Consider the following 19465-nt stretch of genomic DNA (forward strand, 5'->3'; position numbering starts at 1 on the left):
AGTAGAGGATTATTACATTTCCTCTACTGTTTTTTCTAGTTTCATCTTATATTGGAATAATTCCAATTACAATTCCAGTAATCAACATAACCATTGTCGTTCCAACAGCCCAAAGTAAAGTGAATCGTTGGTGTTCACCAAAATCAACCTTGGCCATTCCGACTAATAAATAAGTGGAAGCAACGAGGGGACTCAGTAAGTGAACAGGTTGACCGAGTAACGAAGCACGTCCCATTTCTGCTGCACTAATTCCGTAAGCGGCAGCAGCTTTCGTTAAAATAGGTAATACACCGAAGTAAAAGGCATCATTAGACATGAAAAATGTGAACGGCATACTAAGAAGAGCTGTAATAATTGGAAGTTGGGGGCCAAGTGCATCTGGTATAAGAGTAACGACACTTTGAGCCATTGCATCTACCATTTTTGTTCCAGATAGAATACCTGTGAAAATTCCAGCAGCAAAGACGAGAGAAACAACCGCTAATACGTTTCCAGCGTGAGACGCAATACGCTCTTTTTGCTGTTCTAAGTTAGGATAGTTAATCATAACAGCAATAGCAAAAGCGACTGTAAATAGAACAGGTAGCGGCATAACTTCTAGTATGAGACAGACAAGTAATGTAGCGGTCAATAAAAAGTTAATCCATAGAAGTTTAGGGCGTTTATGCACGGCAGCTTCAACTGTCGCAGCTTGCTCATCCATTGTTTGCATTTGTTTTAAATATTGTACATCCATAATTCCTAAACGTTTTCTTTCTTTTTTTCCAAGATAATAGGCAACGAAAACTACCCAAATTGCACCAGCAATCATTCCTGGTATAAGTGGTGTGAAGAGCTCTGATGCATCAAGTCCAAGAGCACTCATAACCCGGGCAGTTGGTCCACCCCAAGGTGTAAGATTTGTAACACCTGCTCCTAACATAACAACCCCAGCTAATATAAGTGGATTCATTCCAAGACGTTTATATAGTGGATACATTGCGGAAACTGTAATCATATATGTTGTTGTTCCGTCCCCATCTAATGAAACGATAATAGTAAGAATAGCTGTACCAACAACAATTTTTAAAGGATCACCTTTTACAAATTTTAAAATTTTACTAATAACAGGATCAAATAAACCGCTATCAATCATAATTCCGAAATATAAAATGGCGAACATAAGCATAATACCAGTAGGTGCTAGCTTTTGAATTCCTTCTAACATCATCGGGCCCATATTGGCATAAAAGCCACCAATTAATGCGAAAATAATTGGAACTAATATTAATGCTACTAATGCAGACATACGTTTCGTCATAATCAAAAACATAAAGACAAATATCATTGTAAATCCGAGTAATGCTACCATGTAATCTCCCCCTCAAAAAATGATTACGCTTTCAAAATAAAATAAAAATTCAGATAAAAGGTTTTTTGTTTATAATAAAAGGTTCAATTGGAATGGTAAATAATTTGAAAAATAACATCATTAGAAGCATAATCTTTATTTTGATCATTTTGTTCACAGGGTAATTTTGAATTTTTAAAAAGATAAATGCCTGTATGCAAGAATGATAGAATAAGATGGAAATAGCGAAGCGTGAAGTAGGGAGTAGATTTTGAATGGAAACAAGAATAGAAGAAATTTATAGTTCATGTAAAGGAAAAGTAGAGGAGATTTTTATTAATGAATTCTCTTACGTATATGAATGGGAAAAATTAATGATGATTCGAAAGTACGATGGTGAGCTTGAGAAAATCGGGGTAGGGATCAGTGGAAATATAAGATTAGTAAATGTAGAAGTTGGACAGGAAATTGATACGGATACACTATTAGTTAAGTTAGAAGATGATTTGTTAATTACTGGTTGTGAATGATGAGAGATGTGTAGAAGTAACTGCACATCTCTTTTTTGTTCCATATATTACAAAAAGAACATTGTTTTTTCACAAATCTCACACAACCTTTTGGTATTCTTTTCGTGGAGTATACGGTTTCTAGGGAGGAATATTGATGAAAGTAAAATATGTCGTACTTGCTATATGTTTATGTTTCATATTTACGATAGTAGGATGTGGGAAAAAAGAACTAACAGCTGTTGCGATTAATGAGAAAAATGATAAGTGTGACATTTGCCAAATTGGGGTAATCGATAATCAATTCGCAACCGAAATTATTTTAGAAAATGGAAAAGCATTAAAGTTTGATGATATTGGTTGCATGTATAAATGGATGGAGATCAATTCAGGTGAAAAGACGAAAGAAAAATTTGTTCGAGATTATGATTCGAAAGATTGGGTTTCGTTGGAAGATGCTACTTACGTATATGATAAAACAATAACGACACCGATGGCTTATAATGTCATTTCATTTAAAAATAAAAAAGATGCAGAGAGTTTTGTATCTAACTATAAGGGGAAAGTTCTTTCGTATAAAGAGTTATCAGAGCATAAATGGGAAATGAATAAAGAGATGATGGGAAAACCGAAAACAGGGAATCACGGTGGGCATCATTAATAATAGAAAAAGACAACTATATAGTTGTCTTTTTCTATTATTACTCAGGTGCAAATATAGAAAAGGTGTAAAAATTTTAGAAGAACGGTTACAATGGAATATAGTAACCTAAAGCAATCATTTATGTACTTTTTAGAAATGTATACAAATGCGGTAAAAACGTGCTAAACTAATTGCTTCATAATGTTAATGATGAGGCCATCAGGCGTATCATTCCAATAGGTTGAGAAACATAGTATAAGTTTAAGATAATCCGATTAAAGAAGGAATATAAAGGGCTTATGGATAAATGTACTCAAGAAGAGTTATTGTATGTGATGGAGGAATGGTTAAGAAAACATTATCTTTCATAGGAGCTGTAGTTGTGAGAAAACAAAAAATTTTATTATGTATGTTATTAGGACTTTTAATGACGGTAGTGGCTTGCGATAAGCAAGAAGAGCCAGAATCAAAACCGGTTCATGTGAAAAACGAAAAGAAAAAAGAGAAGCATAAAGAACAGGAAGAATCTAAAGAAGAAAAAAGTATAAATTTAATGGACAAACAGTTGCTACTTTCTGCGACGCTTGGAGACACAGAAACAGCTATGAAGCTGATCCAAGATGGAGCGAATATCAATGTAGAAGGTGACAACGGAGAAACGCCTGTCCTTGCAGCGACGTATCAAAATCATGTAGAGACAGTTAAAGCATTAATTGATGCGGGTGCTGATATTGAAATTCAAGACGAAAAACAAAGCAATCCATTTCTTTATGCAAGTAGAGAAGGATATACGGATATTGTAAAAGTATTAATTAATGCAGGAGTTAATACGAAGGAAACGACTAAGTCAGGTGGAACAGCACTTATTTCTGCATCTGAGCGTGGCCATGTAGAGGTTGTTAAAGAATTATTAGAGCATACAGATATTGATGTGAATTATAAGAATGAACGTGGTGGAACAGCTTTATTAGAAGCAATTGTATTAGGAAATGGTAGTGAAAGTCATAAGAAAGTAATTCAAATGCTTATTGACCACGGGGCAGATGTAAATATGGCCAATAAGGAAAATATTACGCCGCTGCAATATGCTGAAAAAAGAGGTTTTAAAGATATTGCGAATATGTTGAGGATAGCTGGAGCGAATGAAGTAGTACAGCCGCAACCACAACTGGCAGAATAACAAGCTGAAGAAATAAAAAGCACGAGATAATCCCATTTAGATAGACAGAATGAAGAAGTCATTTTAGTATGATGGATTCAGTAATGTGTATTTAAATGGGATTTTTGTTTTGAAAAAATGGATGGATGCTATATCGAGAAGGCTACAAATAGTAGTTAAGGAGGGTATAAATGCGATTTTCAGAACTTGAGTTAATAGCAATTCAGGCAGAAGTTTTATTTGTTCATAATCAAGTAGGAAGAATAAAGTGTGTAAATGAAAATGGAAATCTGAAAGCACCACGTTTTTTTCTTAGCAGAACTCGTGAAGGGAATATAACGAGGTATCATTATAAACTGCATGGTGAAATGATAAGTAAGATTGAGAAATTAATTCGAGAATGCTCAAATCACATTGAGATAGCAAAGATCATTAAAGTATTAAATGAAGAGAGAACGGTGGAGAATATTTGGGTGGGTCCTGCTTTCATGTTCCCTAATAATTTACATAAGCCAACTAGAACAATACAAATAACAGAGAAGAATAAAGAGCTTTTGCGAGAAAATTTTTCTAATCTAATAGAACAGATGGAATGGAGGCGACCTTATTTTGCAATTGTAAAAAATGAAAAGGTAGTTTCTATATGTTGCAGTGCCAGAAGTACGCCCGTAGCTGCTGAGGCAAGTGTAGAAACTTTAGTGGAGTTTCAAGGGAATGGATATGGTGCTGATGTCGTTACAGCCTGGGCACTATCAATACAAGAGGAAAAGCGCATTCCGCTTTATAGTACTTCTTGGGACAACTTTGCTTCGCAAGCAGTGGCGAGAAAACTAAAACTCATTAACTATGGAATGAATTTACACATTGATTGAATTTTAAACATTGTTGTGTTCTGTTGGGATTTATTCGTATATCTAGATTATTGTAAAAGTAATATGGTGAATATTAACATTCGATTAACATCTAATTAACAATTTATCAAAACTGACTTAATAAATGCGTAATATAGTAAAGGTAACAAAATAACTAGGGTAGAGAACATTTGAGAACACCCGCTTACATATAACGTGCCGCTTTCTTAAGTGTGCTCTATTCCCTAGAGTTCAAATAAGGAGAAAGGTGTTCTATGTAAGTAGGTGTTTTTAGTTTGGATAAAAATAGAAAAGCTAGGTGGAATAAATGTTTAAAGAACCTTATATTGCGATGATAAAGGATTGGAAAGGGTACAAAACATACAAAAAATTACCGAAAACAGTTTTTCTTATGACTGGTTCAATGCTGGAGTTACCAGAGCGTGTATATGAACTACAGAAACATGGACACGATGTATTTCTTCATTGTGATTTTATACAAGGCTTAAATACGAACACAGAGGAAGCACTTTTATATATTCAAGATGTTATCGGAGCACAAGGTATTATTTCGACAAAGGGATCGACAATTCGAAATGCCAATAAAATTGGATTGAAAACGATTCAACGCATTTTTATTGTTGATACTTTATCTCTTACAAAATCAATTGAAAATTGTAAAACGACTAAACCGAATGCAGTAGAGATTATGCCGGGCATTATGCCTTCTATTATTAAACAGCTAGCGGAGGAAATAAAATTCCCTATTATTGCAGGTGGGCTGATTCAAACGCGAGAGGATGCAGAAATCGCAATTCGTGCAGGAGCAAGTGCAATTTCAACGAGTCATTATGAAGTGTGGATACAAGAAGAAAAAAGGAGTGCAACCTTGTGATTGAATTGAAAAATGTTTCAAAGGTATATAAAAATGCGGAAGAGACAGCAGTTAAAGACGTATCAGTTCATATTAAAAGAGGAGAATTTTTTGTTTTAGTTGGACCTTCTGGATGTGGAAAAAGTACATTATTACGAATGCTGGCTGGTTTAGAAGAAATTTCTTCGGGAGATTTAATTATTAATGAACATGTTGCAAATGATTTAGAGCCGAAAGACCGTAATCTATCAATGGTATTTCAAAATTATGCATTATATCCACACCTAACTGTAGAAGAAAATATTTTATTTGGACTTAAGGTAAGGAAGGTACAAAAAGAAGAGCGACAAAAGCGATTAATGGAAGCTATTGAAATGGTAGGACTGAAAGAGTATGTGAAAATGAAACCGGGCCAATTATCAGGCGGGCAAAGACAGCGTGTTGCACTTGCTAGGGCCATCGTCAGTCAAGCACCGATTTGTTTAATGGATGAACCACTTTCGAATTTAGATGCGAAATTACGTGCACAGATGAGGATTGAAATTAGAGAAATTCAGCAACGATTAGGAATTACGATGATTTACGTTACTCACGATCAAATAGAAGCAATGACTATGGGAGATCGTATTATGGTTTTAAATAAAGGAAGTATACAACAAGTTGGAACACCGCTTGATATATATAACGAACCAGCAAACGAATTTGTTGCAAATTTTATAGGTTCTCCTTCTATGAATATAAATGATGGGGAAGTGGATAAAGAAAAAGGCATATTACATATAGGGCAATTGCAAATCCCATTATCTATTGGACAGCTAAAGCAATTACCAGAAGGAACTATTCGAATAGGTATGCGTCCTGAGCATATTGCACTGTCTGAGGAAGGACAAGAAGTGACGCTGCAATCTGTAGAAGTATTAGGGAATGAATCTATATTAAACTTTGCGGTAAATGGAACAACTTGGAGTGCGAAAGTCATCGGACAGTTACTCCTGAACAAAGGTGACAAAGTAAAATTATTATTCTCGCAAGAAAAACTATGCTTCTTTCATCAAAATAAGAATGAACGATTAAAAGTGGTGGCTGAAGAAGAGTTGAAAGTGGTGGCGAAATAATGATTGAAGTAGGTAAGTTACCAGTTCAAACAACAGTGTCAAAAAAGAAGAGTTTATGGGGCAGAACGAAAGATTTAAGAATAGGATTATTGTTTTTGGCGCCATCTATTTTGTTATTTTCAATTTTTCTTTTCTATCCATTGTTTAGGACGATCTACTATAGCTTTTATTTAACAGATATACACGGAGAAGCTAATCTTTTCGTTGGCTTAGAAAATTATCAATATTTATTTTCGGATCCTGCTTTCTACAAAAGTATAAAGTCAACTTTATTATTTGTTTTATATACAGTTCCTACTAGCATTGTATTCGCCTTATTTCTTGCATTAATTGCAAATGAAAAAGTAAGAGGGATCGGGTTATTCCGAGTACTATTTTCTTCAACGATGGGAATATCAGTAGCTGCTAGTGCAGTGATTTGGCTATTTTTATTTCATCCAAGTGTAGGGTTATTTAATAATATATTAGCCTCTATGAATCTTCCGGCAATCGCATGGTTAACGAGTCCAGAATGGGCACTGTTTTCTGTATCGGTTACAACGGTTTGGGTGAATACAGGATTTGCATTTTTAGTTATATTAGGTGGTTTACAAAATATTGATACGTCTTTATATGAGAGTGCATCTATAGATGGTGCTAGTTATTTATATAAGCTTCGCCGAGTTACATTACCGATGCTATCACCAACTTTATTTTTTATCGTGACAGTAACGTTAATTAGTGCATTCCAAAGCTTTGGACAAATTGATATTTTAACGCACGGTGGACCGAATGATGCAACGAATTTAATTGTGTACTCGATTTATAAAGAGGCATTTGTGAATCATCAATTTGGAACAGCAAGTGCACAAGCGATGGTATTATTTATTTTCATTTTTATTGCTACATTGATTCAATTTAAGTTTGCTGAGAGAAAGGTGCATTATAAATGATCGTTAAACAGTGGAAACAAAATTTCCTATTATACATGCTGCTCATTATTAGTGCAGTAATGGTGTTTTTTCCTGTACTGTATGCGTTTTTAATAAGCTTTATGACACCAGACGATATTCAAATGAGAAGGTTATTTCCAACTCAATTTACTTTTGATAATTTCATTAATATTTTTCAAAAAGTACCTCTTTTTACATACTTATATAACAGTTTAATTGTATCGACAGTTGTTATGCTTGGACAACTTATCGTATCCAGTTTAGCAGCTTATGCTTTTGTTTTTCTTCAGTTTAAAGGTAGAAACTTAATTTTCTTCTTGTTTATTTCAACAATGCTTATTCCGTGGGAAGCAACGATGGTACCGAACTTTTTAACGATTCAAAACTTCGGATGGATTAATAGTTTTGCTGGGATGACGGTGCCGTTTTTTGCAACAGCTTTCGGTATTTTCTTACTACGTCAACATTTTATGACACTTCCGAATGAACTGAAAGAAGCTGCTTTTATTGAAGGGATTGGAAATGTAAGGTTTTTATTCAGTGTTGTAATTCCGTATTGTAAAACGAGTTTTATTACGCTTGGAGTATATAGCTTTTTAACAACGTGGAATATGTATTTGTGGCCGCTCTTAGTAACCACTGATGAAAAAGTAAGAACGGTTCAAATTGGTGTAAAGCAGCTTCAATCTCAAGAAGTTGCAACTGATTGGGGCAGTGTAATGGCCGGTGTTACGGTTATCGTCATTCCAACGTTGATTTTACTATTTTTAGGGCAAAAGCAATTACAAAAAGGATTAACAAAAGGTGCAATTAAATAAGCATACATAGGAAAAGGTGGGATTGAGATGAGTTTATTGAAAAAAAGTGCTGCTCTTTTAATGGCAGCCACAATGGCATTAACCGGCGCAGCTTGTTCAAATAGTAAAACAGAGGGGAAACCTGAAGCACAGGCAAAAGTAGCTCCAGTTGAAAAGAATGGTGATAAAACTGTAATTCGTTTCTGGCATGCAATGGGGGGGAAAACACAAGGTGTACTAGATGGGCTTGTTGCAGACTATAATAAGTCGCAGAATAAATACGAGATAAAGGCAGAGTTCCAAGGAACATACGAAGAGTCTTTAACGAAATTTAAAACGATGTCTGCAACGAAAGAAGCGCCAGCTCTTGTTCAATCGAGTGAAATTACAACGAAGTATATGATTGATAGCAAAAAGATTACGCCTATCGATAGCTGGATTAAAAAAGATAAGTACGATGCATCAAAATTAGAAAAAGCAATTACGAACTATTATTCAGTTGATGAAAAAATGTATTCTATGCCGTTTAATTCATCTACACCAGTATTAATTTATAATAAGGATGCTTTCGCGAAGGCTGGATTAGATCCAGAGAAAGCTCCGCAAACATATGATGAGTTAAAAGAAGCGGCGAAAAAGTTAACGATTAAAGAAGGCGGAAATGTAAAGCAGTATGGATTTTCAATGCTGAATTATGGTTGGTTCTTTGAAGAGTTGTTAGCGACACAAGGTGCTTTATATGTAGACAACGAAAACGGCCGTAAAGATGCTGCAAAGAAAGCGGTATTTAACGGAAAAGAAGGTCAAAAAGTATTTGGGATGTTAGATGAATTAAATAAAGCTGGTGCACTTGGAAAGTATGGAGCAAGTTGGGATGATATTCGTGCTGCGTTCCAGTCTGGACAAGTTGCTATGTATTTAGATTCTTCAGCTGGTGTTCGTGATTTAATTGATGCATCTAAGTTTAATGTAGGCGTTTCGTATATTCCGTATCCAGAAGATTCGAAACAAAATGGTGTTGTTATTGGCGGTGCATCATTATGGATGACGAATATGGTTTCAGAAGAAACGCAGCAAGGTGCTTGGGACTTTATGAAATATTTAACGAAGCCAGATGTACAAGCAAAATGGCATACTGCAACAGGATATTTCTCAATTAATCCAGATGCATATAATGAGCCGTTAGTAAAAGAGCAGTATGAAAAGTATCCGCAGTTAAAAGTAACGGTAGAGCAATTACAAGCAACGAAGCAATCTCCAGCAACTCAAGGGGCATTAATTAGTGTATTCCCAGAATCAAGAGATGCAGTTGTAAAAGCATTAGAAGCAATGTATGACGGAAAGAATAGTAAAGAAGCTTTAGATGAAGCTGCAAAAGCAACAGATAGAGCAATTAGTATTTCAGCTCGTACGAGTCAAAAATAAGAGAAAGCCGCATCCTTTTTCAGGATGCGGCTTTCTTTATTGGGAGATAAGGGATCAAAGAAATGATGAAGTCTTATCTCTTTTATATGAGTAAAGGGTCTAGAATGAATTTTGTCTTTTTCATTATTTGTTTAACTCCATTGCAACTTGTTTCCCATTTACAAAAACCTCTGCCACCGCTACTACAACTTCCATCACTTTTTTCATATCTCATCTCTCCTTGTTTTTTGTTTCATTTCTTACTTTTAGTATAAGGAAATGCAGTAATTGCAACCATCGAATTGGATGACAAGAGACTTACATTGTTGTAAGGATAATAGTTTTAGTTTGTAATAAATGTGATTCAGAAGTTTCTGTCGTTTTGAATTATAATTAGAAAGAGAATGGTTTAGAAAGAAGGGGATAATATGAAAAGAATTCTTGTTATTAGTGATATTCATGGAGAAATAGAAAAGTTCGAACAATTATTGGAAGAAGCTCACTACGATGCAAAACAGGATCAACTAATTTTGTTGGGGGATTATGTAGATCGTGGTCCAAATGCGCGTGCAGTAATTGAAAAGGTAAAAGAGTTAAAAGAAGCGGGAGCCCTCGTTCTAAAGGGCAATCATGAAGATATGATGATTAAGGCGTTAACGACAGATGAGGAACGTTCATGGAACCATTGGGTAAAAAGGAATGGTGGAGATAAAACGTTATATAGCTATGGATTTGTAGAAGAAGACATTGCGGTTAATGAGGAAAACTTCCAAAAACCGATTTTACAATCTCATATATTAGAGGAACATGTAACGTTTATTCAAGAATTAGATCATTACATTGAAACAGAAGAGTATATCTTTGTACATGCTGGTGTTGAGCTGATGAATCGAGTTTCTGAATCTGAACCATATACATTAATGTGGATCCGTAATGAATTTCATAATGGATATAGCGGCGAAAAGGTTGTTGTATTTGGCCATACGGAAACAAAAACGCTTCATGGTAGTGAGAATTGCGGAGTGTATTTTGGTAGTAATCGTATTATTGGAATTGATGGCGGGGCTGTGTATGGTGGTCAGTTAAATTGTTTGGAGTTGCCAAGTAAAAAGGTATATGTAGTAAAAAATTGAAAGAGATAAGAGGAATCTTATTTCTTTCAATTTTTTATTAAGCAAAATTTAAGAAAGAGCTTTTATAATAAAGGTTCAAAATTTTACATCGAGCAAAACTTTAGAAGGAAATAGTTGAAAATGAAATTACATAATATGATTACATTATTTCGTTATGAAGAGAAGAGATGCAATAATAAAGAGAGTTGAAATAGATTGTGGAAGGTGAGAATATGCGCTTACTTGTAGTAGAAGATAATGCCTCGTTATTAGAGTCTATCGTACAAATTTTACGTGATGAATTTGAAGTGGATACGGCAATGAATGGGGAAGACGGCTTGTTTTTGGCGCTGCAAAACATTTATGATGCAATTTTGCTTGATGTGATGATGCCAGAAATGGACGGATTTGAAGTGATTCAAAAAATACGTGATGAAAAGATTGAAACGCCAGTCCTGTTTTTGACAGCGAGAGATTCTTTAGAAGATCGAGTGAAAGGATTGGACTTTGGTGGAGATGACTATATTGTTAAGCCGTTTCAGGCCCCTGAATTAAAAGCGAGAATTCGTGCATTACTACGCAGAAGTGGTAGTTTAACAACACAGCAGACCATTCGCTATAAAGGAATTGAATTGTTCGGAAAAGATAAAGACATTCAAGTGGATGGACAAGGTATTAAGCTGACATTAAAACAATACGAGCTACTAGAGTATCTCATTCAAAATAGCGGGAAGATTTTAATGCGTGAACAAATTTTTGATCGTGTTTGGGGATTTGATTCTGATACGACAGTAGCAATTGTAGAAGTGTATGTACATCATTTACGTAAAAAATTAGAACCATTCGGTTATCAGAAAGATATTCAAACCGTTCGTGGTATTGGATATATATTAAAAGAACAATGAGAAAGGGAAGCATGTTTCAAAAGACACGTATTCGTCTAACTATATTGAATTCGTTAGTATTTATCCTATTAATAGGTGTATTAGGTAGTATTATTTATTCGTACACATACAAGCGTACTTATAATGAAGTGGATCAATCTATAAAAATGATAACTCAGTATAGAGAAAAATTTGATGTTAAAATGCCACCACCAAGAAAACGTATAGAGAATATCAAAATTCGAGACCCACGGATAACTATAATAACTTGGAATGGAAAAATAGTGGAGATAGAAGGCGATAACCATAAATTCCGCTCAAACTTTGAAGGGGATTTGGAAAAGTTTTCTCCAAAAAAGGTAGGGGATTTGCAAGATATTGAAGTGCAAGGACGATATTTTAGAACGTTTGCGTTTCAAGAAGATGGAAAAATAGTTCAAATTGTACGTGATACAACAGCTGAAGAAGAAATGCTAAATACTTTATTTTTAATTCTCATAATAGGTTGTAGCATAGGCAGTCTATGTGCAATAGGTATCGGTTTTTTCCTAGCTGGCAGGGCACTCATACCTATTCAAAATTCATGGGAGAAACAGCAGCAATTCGTTTCCGATGCATCACATGAATTAAGAACACCGCTTGCAGTTATTCAATCAAAAACGGATGTATTATTCCAGTCCCCATCCGCTACGATAGAAGAAAAAGCCGTGGATATCTCTACAATTTCAAAAGAATGTAGGCGGCTATCGAAACTCGTTAGCAATTTATTGTTGTTAGCACGTTCGGATTCTAATCAAATTGAGATGGATAAGAACACATTTGAACTGGATAAGTTGTTAGAAGAAATTATAAATCCATATAAAGAAATTGCCTCTTATCAAGAAAAAGCGATGATATTAAAAATAGAACGTGATATAACGTTTATGGGTGATAGAGAGAGAATCCATCAAATGATGGTCATATTGTTAGATAATGCGATGAAGTATACGAATGAAGATGGGCATATTCAAATTGATTGCACACAAACGAGTAATTCAATTCGTATACGGGTGAAAGATAATGGGATAGGAGTTAAAGAAGAAGATATTCCAAATTTATTTGATCGTTTTTATCAAGGAGACAAAGCAAGAAGTATTTCAGAAGGAGCTGGGTTAGGTCTTTCAATCGCTAATTGGATTGTAGAAAAGCATTATGGAAAAATATCGGTAGAGAGCAAATGGGGAGAAGGAACTTGTTTTGAAGTGATTTTCCCAAAAAATCAAAGATTATAAGTGAGAAGACGACCTTGTTTTTACAAGGTCGTCTTTTTTAAGGGAAAGTTAAGGAATAACTTGTAGCATGTATTACATAATGGAAACTTGTGATGGAAAGAAAAGATGTAAGGTTTTTTTGAATGAACTGGATAAATCATAAGGTTATTTCTAACAGAGATGAAGTTTATGTATAGTATAAAAAAAATTATGGGAAAGCTGGAAAAAGAAAGCGTGAGAGGGAGGAAGAAGTCTTGAAAAAGAAAATGATGACGGTATTCACTATTGGAGTAATGAGTGTAAGTATATTAGGGGGTGCCTCCCCTTCTGGAATGACAAAAGGAAAGACAGATTACACGCAGCGTAGTAAAGAACAATTAAATGATGGGAAAATACATGCAATGCATACGGAAGAAAAAGCGGAAAAGTTAGGCATTGAAACGGATGGGAAAGAACAAATTACGTTAGAAAAAGAAATTCATGAGACGGAAGTAGGAAGAGAAGCTAATCAATTAGGTATCTCGGCAGAAGGGAAAGATGTTGGAATTCTTTCAGAAGAAATTTATGAAACAAAAGTGAGGAAAGAAGCGTTGAAACTAGGAATATCTATAGAGAATACGTCGATTGTAAGTTTAATTGATCAAATTAATAAGATTAAAATTAATAATGAAGCAGAAAAGCTTGGTGTTTCAACTGAAGGAAAAGAAATAGAAGAGATTGAGGAAGAAATCTACGGAACGAAAGTTAGAGAAGAAGCAGAAAAGCTAGGTATTGCTCAACAAGGAAAAGAGATGGAAGAGTTAGCAGGGGAAGTGTACGAACAAAAAGTACAGGAAGAAGCAAAAAAATATCATATTGATTTATATGGCAAAGATATATATCAAGTATTAAGAGAAATAAATGAGCAAAAGGTAATAGAAATAGCAGATGAGCTAGGTATGGATAGAACGAATTTGAAGATTCAAGATTTAGCGGAGAAGATAAATCTTGAACAACCTGAAAAGGGAAAAGAGCTTAAGTTTGTTCCTATGGTTCAAACAGATGCTAATGCGTTTTATTCGTATTTAACGAATTAAAAAGGGCGTGAGAGTGATACGAAAATGGAAGTGGTATATATGTATGGCCTTACTATGTATAGGGGTATGGGGTGCATATACAAATGGAATTACAAAGTATGTGGAGAAAGTAAAGGGGTTACTATTTTCAAGTGTACAAAGTCAAAAACGAATAGAGTTTAGTAATAACGATGAAAAAGTCATGTTATCAAATGTGCCTTTAATTCAGCAATTACCAGAGTTAGATAGAGGCTGCGAAGTAACAAGTTTAGCGATGATGTTACAATACGCAGGTGTTTCTGTAGATAAGATGAAATTAGCAAATGAAATAAAAAAAGTTAATTTTATGGAAGATGGTGTACGTGGGAATCCGAATGAAGGATTTGTAGGGAATATTTATACCTTTTCTGAATCCGGATACGGTGTATATCACGGACCACTTTTTCAATTAGCAAAAAAATATTTACCGAATAAAGCTGTGGACTTAACAGGGAAGAGTATAGAAGAAATTTATAAGAGTGTAAAAGCAGGGCACCCGGTAGTCATGATTACGAATGCAACATATGCTCCTTTAGATGAAGATGAATTTACTACATGGGAAACAAATAGTGGGGATGTTTCTATTACGTATAATGAACATTGTGTTGTACTTGTTGGGTACGATAAGGAATCTGTATATATTCGAGATCCCCTCGATGATAGCTTAGATGTAAAAGTGCCAAGAGGAAAATTTGAACAGGCATGGGTGCAGATGGGGAGTCAGGCAATTAGCTATGTAAATAACTCCAAATAAATTAGGAAGAAGAGCATGAACTATATAACTATAAGGTGAAGGATAAAGATTTAAGGAATTGTAAGAGAAGTTTTGCAGATTTTTTTGAAGAGAAGCTGTTAAAAAACAAGAGAACTTTAGCTTATTATATATGCTAAAGTTCTCTTGTTTTTTAGGATTAAAATGTTTAGGAGAAGTGGATATGTAAAAATGCATAATTGACGAAAAAATTACATGTTATCATTATATATTGTTTTATACATGTTGATTGTATAAAATTACACAAGTGTTCTATTACATAAAGGAGGATTATTATGCAAAAAATATTTAACTGGGTTAAATGTATGAGTATCAAGAAAAAATTAATCATTTCATTTTTTATTATTTTAACTATACCAGGACTTATTATCGGTGGTGTTTCATATCAAACTGCCAAAACAAATTTTGAACAACAAATTACAGGTAAAGCAAAGGAAAATATTTCAGTTTTAAATACTGTTATTTCTCAAAATATAGAAGAGAAATTTGTTGATGCGGCGTACTTTGCAGACATTTTAACAGAGGATACATATCCAAATGGACAAGAAGAAATAGTAAGAACGAAGTTAGCGCAATATATAAAACTTCATCCAGAAGTAGAAGGTATTTATATTGGAACACAGGCAGGAAAGTTTATAAGAGAACCATTTATCCAAATGGCTGATGGCTATAACCCAACAGATAGATCTTGGTATAAAGAAGCGCATGAAAATAAAGGAAAGGTAATTGTTACTGCACCATATCAATCAGCATCTACTAAAAATATGGTAGTGACAATTGCTAAAGAAGTAAAAGATGGTAAAGGTGTTATAGGAATTAACTTAAATTTAGATAACATCTTAAAAATTTCCAAAATGATTAACATTGGTGAAAAAGGTTATGCAGTTATTCTAGATCAAAATAAGCAAATTGTTAGTCATCCATCTAGAAAACCAGGTGCAAAAGTTACTGATCCGTGGATTAAACCAATTTATGAAGAAAAACAAGGAAATGTGTCTTATACAGAACAAGGTGATAAAAAGAATTTAATCTTTGCAACAAATGAGAAAACAGGATGGAAAGTAGTTGGAGTTATGTTCGACGAAGAAATTACCCAAGCTGCGAATCCAGTGTTTTATAAGACTTTGATTGTCATTGCTATCGCTATTGTATTTGGTAGTGTATTAATTTATTTCATTACAAAGTCTATTACAAGACCATTAAGAAAAATAGCTGACTCGGCACATAAAATTAGTAAGGGAGATTTGACAGAGAAAATTACAATCCATTCCAAGGATGATATAGGGAAATTAGGGAATTCATTTAATGAAATGTCTGCCTCTTTACAAGATGTGATTACTCAAATTAGTTTTTCAGCAGAACATGTCGCTGCATCGGCTGAAGAGTTAACAGCGAGCGTACAGCAAGCAAATGATGCGACAGATCAAATTACAATTGCAATGGAACAAGTATCAGGTGGGGCTGAATCACAAAGTCAAGGTGTTGAAGAAGGTGCGGCTACATTACAACAAGTAAATACAGCAATTCAAGATGTAACTGGAAGCGCGGAATCAATTTCTATCTCCTCATTACATGCGCGAGAAAGAGCTGAAGAAGGGGAAGAATTGGTTGAACAAACAGCAAAACAAATGCAGTCTATTTCTAAATCGGTATCCGAGTCAGATGCTATTATTAAACTTCTTGATGAGAAATCAAAGCAGGTAGGAGCTATTTCTGAAGCAATTCAAAATATTGCTACTCAAACGAACTTATTAGCTTTAAATGCGGCTATTGAGGCAGCAAGAGCAGGTGAGCAGGGAAGAGGATTTGCTATTGTAGCTGATGAAGTTAGAAAATTAGCAGAGCAATCAGGAGAATCATCTGGAGAGATTGCAAATTTAATTGCAGAAATTAAGGCTGATATTGAACATACTGTTAAGGCAATGGATAATGTGAGTGGGGAAGTTCAACAAGGCTTAGATGTTGTAACAAAAACGAAAGTAAGTTTTACAGAAATTTTAAGTTCTACTACTCATATTGTTTCTCAAGTTAATCAAATGGTAGAAACAACGAAGAGAATCGCTGGAGATGCAAATGATGTGACAAACGCTATTGATGAAATTGCAGCGGCTGCAGAAGAAAATACAGCTAGTATGCAAAGTGTTGCAGCTTCAACAGAAGAACAAGTAAATTCGATGGAAGAAATTAGTTCGGCTTCGCAAAACTTAGCTGAGATGGCCGAAGAACTACAAGCAATGACTAGTAAATTTAAAGTATAATAACAGCAAATAAGTAAGGTGAAAATAATATCACCTTACTTATTTTTATATTCAGTAATTAGGGGAGTCATTAACGGGATGAAAAAAAGAAAAAGACTATGGAATTTATGGAAAACGATTACATTGTTAGTTTGTACAGTTGTAATTTTTTCTTTACTTGTTACAGATATATTAATTAGTCATAATGTAGAGCGGACAACGGAGGATAGCCAGGCAGAGAAAGCGAAAACAATTGCACATATTGTGGCGAATGATTCGATTGTAATTGATGGTTTGATTGGGAAAGCAGGTACTTCTGCAATTCAAACGTATACAAATAGAATATTAAAAAACACAGGTGTTCAATTTATTGTAGTTATGGACATGAATGGAATAAGAAAATCACATCCAGATCCTCAAAAAATAGGTCATCATTTTATTGGGGGAGATGAAGGGCCTGCATTGAAAGGAAAGGAACATGTATCGCTAGCAGAAGGAACTTTAGGTATTTCAATGCGAGTGTTTGTACCTATATTTTCTGAAACAGGTGAACAACTTGGCGCGGTGGCCGTTGGTATCTCGGCAGATAATGTAAAAGAGAGAGTTAAGGAAAGTAGACATATTATTTATATCGGTGTCGGAGTTGGAGTATTAGTCGGACTTATAGGAGCAATATTGCTAGCTAGACATATAAAGAAAAGTTTATTCGGTCTTGAGCCGCATAGGATAGCAAAAATTCTTGAAGAAAGAAATACGATGTTGCTGTCGGTGAAAGAAGGTATTATTGCTGTAGATAAAGAGGCGAATGTAACTTTAATAAATAATGAGGCAAAACGATTATTTAAGAAAAGTGGACTTGAAGAAGACTTTATTGGTAAAGATGTTGAATTGTATATGCCAAATTCACGTATAAAAGAAGTGTTGCAAACAGGCGAGGTACAATTAAACGAAGAACAAAATATTTACGGAATTACGATTGTCACAAATCGTGTTCCTTTATATGTAAAAGGAGAAATAGTTGGCGCGATCGCAACATTTCGTGATAAAACAGAAATTAGAAAATTAGCAGAAGAACTAACTGGTATTAGGCTATATGCGGAAGCGTTACGGGCACAATCTCATGAATTTATGAATAAAATGCATGTCGTATTAGGGCTAACACATATGAAACAGTATGAAGAATTGCAGAAATATGTCAGTAGTATGGTATCAGAGCATCAATATGAAATTGGTGGAGTTATGAAAAGAATAAAAAGTCCAGTATTTGCTGGTTTTTTACTAGGTAAACTTAGCTATGCTAGGGAGAAAAATATAAAGTTAATTATAAGTGAAGATTCTTACTTGCCGGAAATATATGATGAAAGTATTACTCATGAACTTATTACGATTGTAGGGAACTTAATAGATAATGCATTAGAGGCAGTGATACATTGCAAAAAGAAACAAGTTGAAGTTGGGATACAATATCAGAATGCATTAACTATTACAGTACAAGATACGGGGAAAGGTATAGAAGAAGACGCAGTGGATGCATTATTTACAAAAGGTTATTCCACAAAAGGGGATAATCGCGGTTATGGTTTGTATCTTGTAAAAGAAAGTATACAGCGAATAAATGGGGAGATTCACATTTCCTCCTTATTAGGAGAGGGAACAACGATAACAATTGAAATACCTAAAGGTAGGGATGAGAAGCAAATATGATTAAAGTTTTAATTGTAGAAGATGATCCGATGGTTGCGATGTTAAATACGCATTATTTAGAGCAAGTGGGAGGGTTTGAACTTGTCCATGCAGTTAACTCAGTTAAAGAAGCAATAGAAGTGTTAGAGAGGTCACGAGTAGACTTCATATTACTTGATATTTTTATGCCTAAGGAGACTGGATTTGAGCTTTTAATGTATATTCGAAATCAAGAAAAAGAAATTGATATTATGATGATTTCAGCTGTACATGATATGGGAAGTATTAAAAAAGCATTACAATATGGAGTTGTAGACTATCTAATTAAACCATTTACATTTGAACGCTTTAAGGAAGCATTAACGGTGTATCGAGAAAAATTCACTTTCATGAAAGAACAACAAAAAATTAGTCAATCGGAATTAGATTCATTAATTTTGCAAAAAGAAAAAAGAGAATCTTTTGTTAATAAAGAACTTCCAAAGGGATTAACGAAGCAAACATTGCAATTAATTTGGAAGAAAATCGAATCACTTAATGGACAAGCATTTACAACTGATGAAATGGCACAATTAGTAGGGGTTTCGAGAGTTTCTATTCGAAAGTATGTAATGTTTTTGACTGAAATCGGAGTATTAGAGAATGAAATGGTGTATCAAAATGTGGGAAGACCGGTGAGTAAATTAAGGTGTATTGACCAAAATAAAATAGACTTTTACGTATAAGCGACTTATTATAGGTCGCTTATACTTTTTTTAATTACAAAAGTAGTTACAAAACTTACAAAAGCTATTTTTACTATTGAAAGCGTTTTAATAT

The 19465-nt window shown here is 34.4% G+C and carries 18 protein-coding genes; 17 read left to right on the plus strand and 1 reads right to left on the minus strand.

Annotated elements, in window-relative coordinates; genetic code table 11:
- Nucleotides 1-46: 46 nt before the first annotated feature.
- Nucleotides 47-1351 carry a CitMHS family transporter gene (locus JFT95_RS01170; protein ID WP_088038391.1) on the minus strand — a complete coding sequence of 435 codons (1305 nt, stop codon included), beginning with the start codon at nt 1349-1351 and terminating at the stop codon, nt 47-49.
- A gap of 254 nt (nt 1352-1605) precedes the next feature.
- Here JFT95_RS01170 and JFT95_RS01175 point away from each other — a divergent pair, with 254 nt between their 5' ends.
- From JFT95_RS01175 to JFT95_RS01255, 17 genes are all read left to right on the plus strand, one after another.
- Nucleotides 1606-1860 carry a hypothetical protein gene (locus JFT95_RS01175; protein ID WP_088038393.1) on the plus strand — a complete coding sequence of 85 codons (255 nt, stop codon included), beginning with the start codon at nt 1606-1608 and terminating at the stop codon, nt 1858-1860.
- A 136-nt stretch (nt 1861-1996) separates the two neighbouring features.
- Nucleotides 1997-2500: a nitrous oxide reductase accessory protein NosL gene (locus JFT95_RS01180; RefSeq protein ID WP_044444442.1), complete on the plus strand. Its 504-nt coding sequence runs from the start codon at nt 1997-1999 to the stop codon at nt 2498-2500.
- 289 nt (nt 2501-2789) lie between these two features.
- A complete protein-coding gene (locus tag JFT95_RS01185; RefSeq protein WP_002029673.1) occupies nt 2790-3662 on the plus strand; it encodes an ankyrin repeat domain-containing protein in 873 nt (290 codons plus the stop codon).
- A 170-nt stretch (nt 3663-3832) separates the two neighbouring features.
- Nucleotides 3833-4513 (plus strand): GNAT family N-acetyltransferase, encoded by a 681-nt coding sequence (locus JFT95_RS01190; RefSeq protein ID WP_002125110.1) that lies wholly within the window; start codon nt 3833-3835, stop codon nt 4511-4513.
- A 307-nt stretch (nt 4514-4820) separates the two neighbouring features.
- On the plus strand, nt 4821-5387 hold the full coding sequence (locus JFT95_RS01195) for a glycerol-3-phosphate responsive antiterminator (protein ID WP_002010401.1): 567 nt from the start codon (nt 4821-4823) through the stop codon (nt 5385-5387).
- Entirely contained in the window at nt 5384-6481 is a 1098-nt protein-coding gene (locus tag JFT95_RS01200; protein WP_201051162.1) for an ABC transporter ATP-binding protein, read from the plus strand. Before JFT95_RS01195 ends, JFT95_RS01200 begins: the two co-directional genes overlap by 4 nt.
- The gene (locus tag JFT95_RS01205) at nt 6481-7413 is read left to right on the plus strand and encodes a carbohydrate ABC transporter permease (protein ID WP_000573576.1); all 933 of its coding nucleotides are present in this window, start codon (nt 6481-6483) and stop codon (nt 7411-7413) included. Before JFT95_RS01200 ends, JFT95_RS01205 begins: the two co-directional genes overlap by 1 nt.
- A complete protein-coding gene (locus JFT95_RS01210; protein ID WP_002125118.1) occupies nt 7410-8231 on the plus strand; it encodes a carbohydrate ABC transporter permease in 822 nt (273 codons plus the stop codon). Before JFT95_RS01205 ends, JFT95_RS01210 begins: the two co-directional genes overlap by 4 nt.
- 27 nt (nt 8232-8258) lie before the next feature.
- Nucleotides 8259-9635 carry an ABC transporter substrate-binding protein gene (locus tag JFT95_RS01215; protein WP_201051163.1) on the plus strand — a complete coding sequence of 459 codons (1377 nt, stop codon included), beginning with the start codon at nt 8259-8261 and terminating at the stop codon, nt 9633-9635.
- A 407-nt stretch (nt 9636-10042) separates the two neighbouring features.
- Nucleotides 10043-10747 carry a metallophosphoesterase family protein gene (locus JFT95_RS01220; RefSeq protein WP_201051164.1) on the plus strand — a complete coding sequence of 235 codons (705 nt, stop codon included), beginning with the start codon at nt 10043-10045 and terminating at the stop codon, nt 10745-10747.
- Between the two features lie 212 nt (nt 10748-10959).
- Nucleotides 10960-11631 (plus strand): response regulator transcription factor, encoded by a 672-nt coding sequence (locus tag JFT95_RS01225; RefSeq protein ID WP_002091066.1) that lies wholly within the window; start codon nt 10960-10962, stop codon nt 11629-11631.
- 11 nt (nt 11632-11642) lie between these two features.
- Nucleotides 11643-12881, plus strand: a complete 1239-nt coding sequence (locus tag JFT95_RS01230) for a sensor histidine kinase (RefSeq protein ID WP_201051165.1) — start codon at nt 11643-11645, stop codon at nt 12879-12881.
- Between the two features lie 233 nt (nt 12882-13114).
- Entirely contained in the window at nt 13115-13936 is an 822-nt protein-coding gene (locus JFT95_RS01235; RefSeq protein ID WP_201051166.1) for a transporter, read from the plus strand.
- 43 nt (nt 13937-13979) lie between these two features.
- Nucleotides 13980-14708 carry a C39 family peptidase gene (locus tag JFT95_RS01240; RefSeq protein WP_002125127.1) on the plus strand — a complete coding sequence of 243 codons (729 nt, stop codon included), beginning with the start codon at nt 13980-13982 and terminating at the stop codon, nt 14706-14708.
- Nucleotides 14709-15001: 293 nt separating this feature from the next.
- Nucleotides 15002-16984 (plus strand): methyl-accepting chemotaxis protein, encoded by a 1983-nt coding sequence (locus JFT95_RS01245; RefSeq protein ID WP_201051168.1) that lies wholly within the window; start codon nt 15002-15004, stop codon nt 16982-16984.
- Nucleotides 16985-17062: 78 nt separating this feature from the next.
- Nucleotides 17063-18667, plus strand: a complete 1605-nt coding sequence (locus tag JFT95_RS01250) for a sensor histidine kinase (protein ID WP_201051170.1) — start codon at nt 17063-17065, stop codon at nt 18665-18667.
- Nucleotides 18664-19371, plus strand: coding sequence for a response regulator (locus tag JFT95_RS01255; protein WP_201051172.1), 708 nt, complete (start codon nt 18664-18666; stop codon nt 19369-19371). The genes JFT95_RS01250 and JFT95_RS01255 overlap by 4 nt, the downstream gene beginning before the upstream one ends.
- The last annotated feature ends 94 nt before the right edge of the window (nt 19372-19465 follow it).

The sequence above is a fragment of the Bacillus sp. TH17 genome (assembly GCF_016651125.1).
Taxonomy (GTDB): Bacteria; Bacillota; Bacilli; order Bacillales; family Bacillaceae_G; genus Bacillus_A; species Bacillus_A mycoides.

What these genes read in the sequence shown, in the direction of transcription:
- JFT95_RS01240 (WP_002125127.1), top strand. Translation starts at nt 13,980, where the DNA reads ATGGCCTTACTATGTATAGGGGTATGGGGTGCATATACAAATGGAATT.
- JFT95_RS01210 (WP_002125118.1), top strand. Translation starts at nt 7,410, where the DNA reads ATGATCGTTAAACAGTGGAAACAAAATTTCCTATTATACATGCTGCTC.
- JFT95_RS01175 (WP_088038393.1), top strand. Translation starts at nt 1,606, where the DNA reads ATGGAAACAAGAATAGAAGAAATTTATAGTTCATGTAAAGGAAAAGTA.
- JFT95_RS01195 (WP_002010401.1), top strand. Translation starts at nt 4,821, where the DNA reads ATGTTTAAAGAACCTTATATTGCGATGATAAAGGATTGGAAAGGGTAC.
- JFT95_RS01220 (WP_201051164.1), top strand. Translation starts at nt 10,043, where the DNA reads ATGAAAAGAATTCTTGTTATTAGTGATATTCATGGAGAAATAGAAAAG.
- JFT95_RS01225 (WP_002091066.1), top strand. Translation starts at nt 10,960, where the DNA reads ATGCGCTTACTTGTAGTAGAAGATAATGCCTCGTTATTAGAGTCTATC.
- JFT95_RS01255 (WP_201051172.1), top strand. Translation starts at nt 18,664, where the DNA reads ATGATTAAAGTTTTAATTGTAGAAGATGATCCGATGGTTGCGATGTTA.
- JFT95_RS01180 (WP_044444442.1), top strand. Translation starts at nt 1,997, where the DNA reads ATGAAAGTAAAATATGTCGTACTTGCTATATGTTTATGTTTCATATTT.
- JFT95_RS01170 (WP_088038391.1), bottom strand. Translation starts at nt 1,351, where the DNA reads ATGGTAGCATTACTCGGATTTACAATGATATTTGTCTTTATGTTTTTG.
- JFT95_RS01245 (WP_201051168.1), top strand. Translation starts at nt 15,002, where the DNA reads ATGCAAAAAATATTTAACTGGGTTAAATGTATGAGTATCAAGAAAAAA.
- JFT95_RS01205 (WP_000573576.1), top strand. Translation starts at nt 6,481, where the DNA reads ATGATTGAAGTAGGTAAGTTACCAGTTCAAACAACAGTGTCAAAAAAG.
- JFT95_RS01215 (WP_201051163.1), top strand. Translation starts at nt 8,259, where the DNA reads ATGAGTTTATTGAAAAAAAGTGCTGCTCTTTTAATGGCAGCCACAATG.
- JFT95_RS01185 (WP_002029673.1), top strand. Translation starts at nt 2,790, where the DNA reads ATGTACTCAAGAAGAGTTATTGTATGTGATGGAGGAATGGTTAAGAAA.
- JFT95_RS01190 (WP_002125110.1), top strand. Translation starts at nt 3,833, where the DNA reads ATGCGATTTTCAGAACTTGAGTTAATAGCAATTCAGGCAGAAGTTTTA.
- JFT95_RS01230 (WP_201051165.1), top strand. Translation starts at nt 11,643, where the DNA reads ATGTTTCAAAAGACACGTATTCGTCTAACTATATTGAATTCGTTAGTA.
- JFT95_RS01250 (WP_201051170.1), top strand. Translation starts at nt 17,063, where the DNA reads ATGAAAAAAAGAAAAAGACTATGGAATTTATGGAAAACGATTACATTG.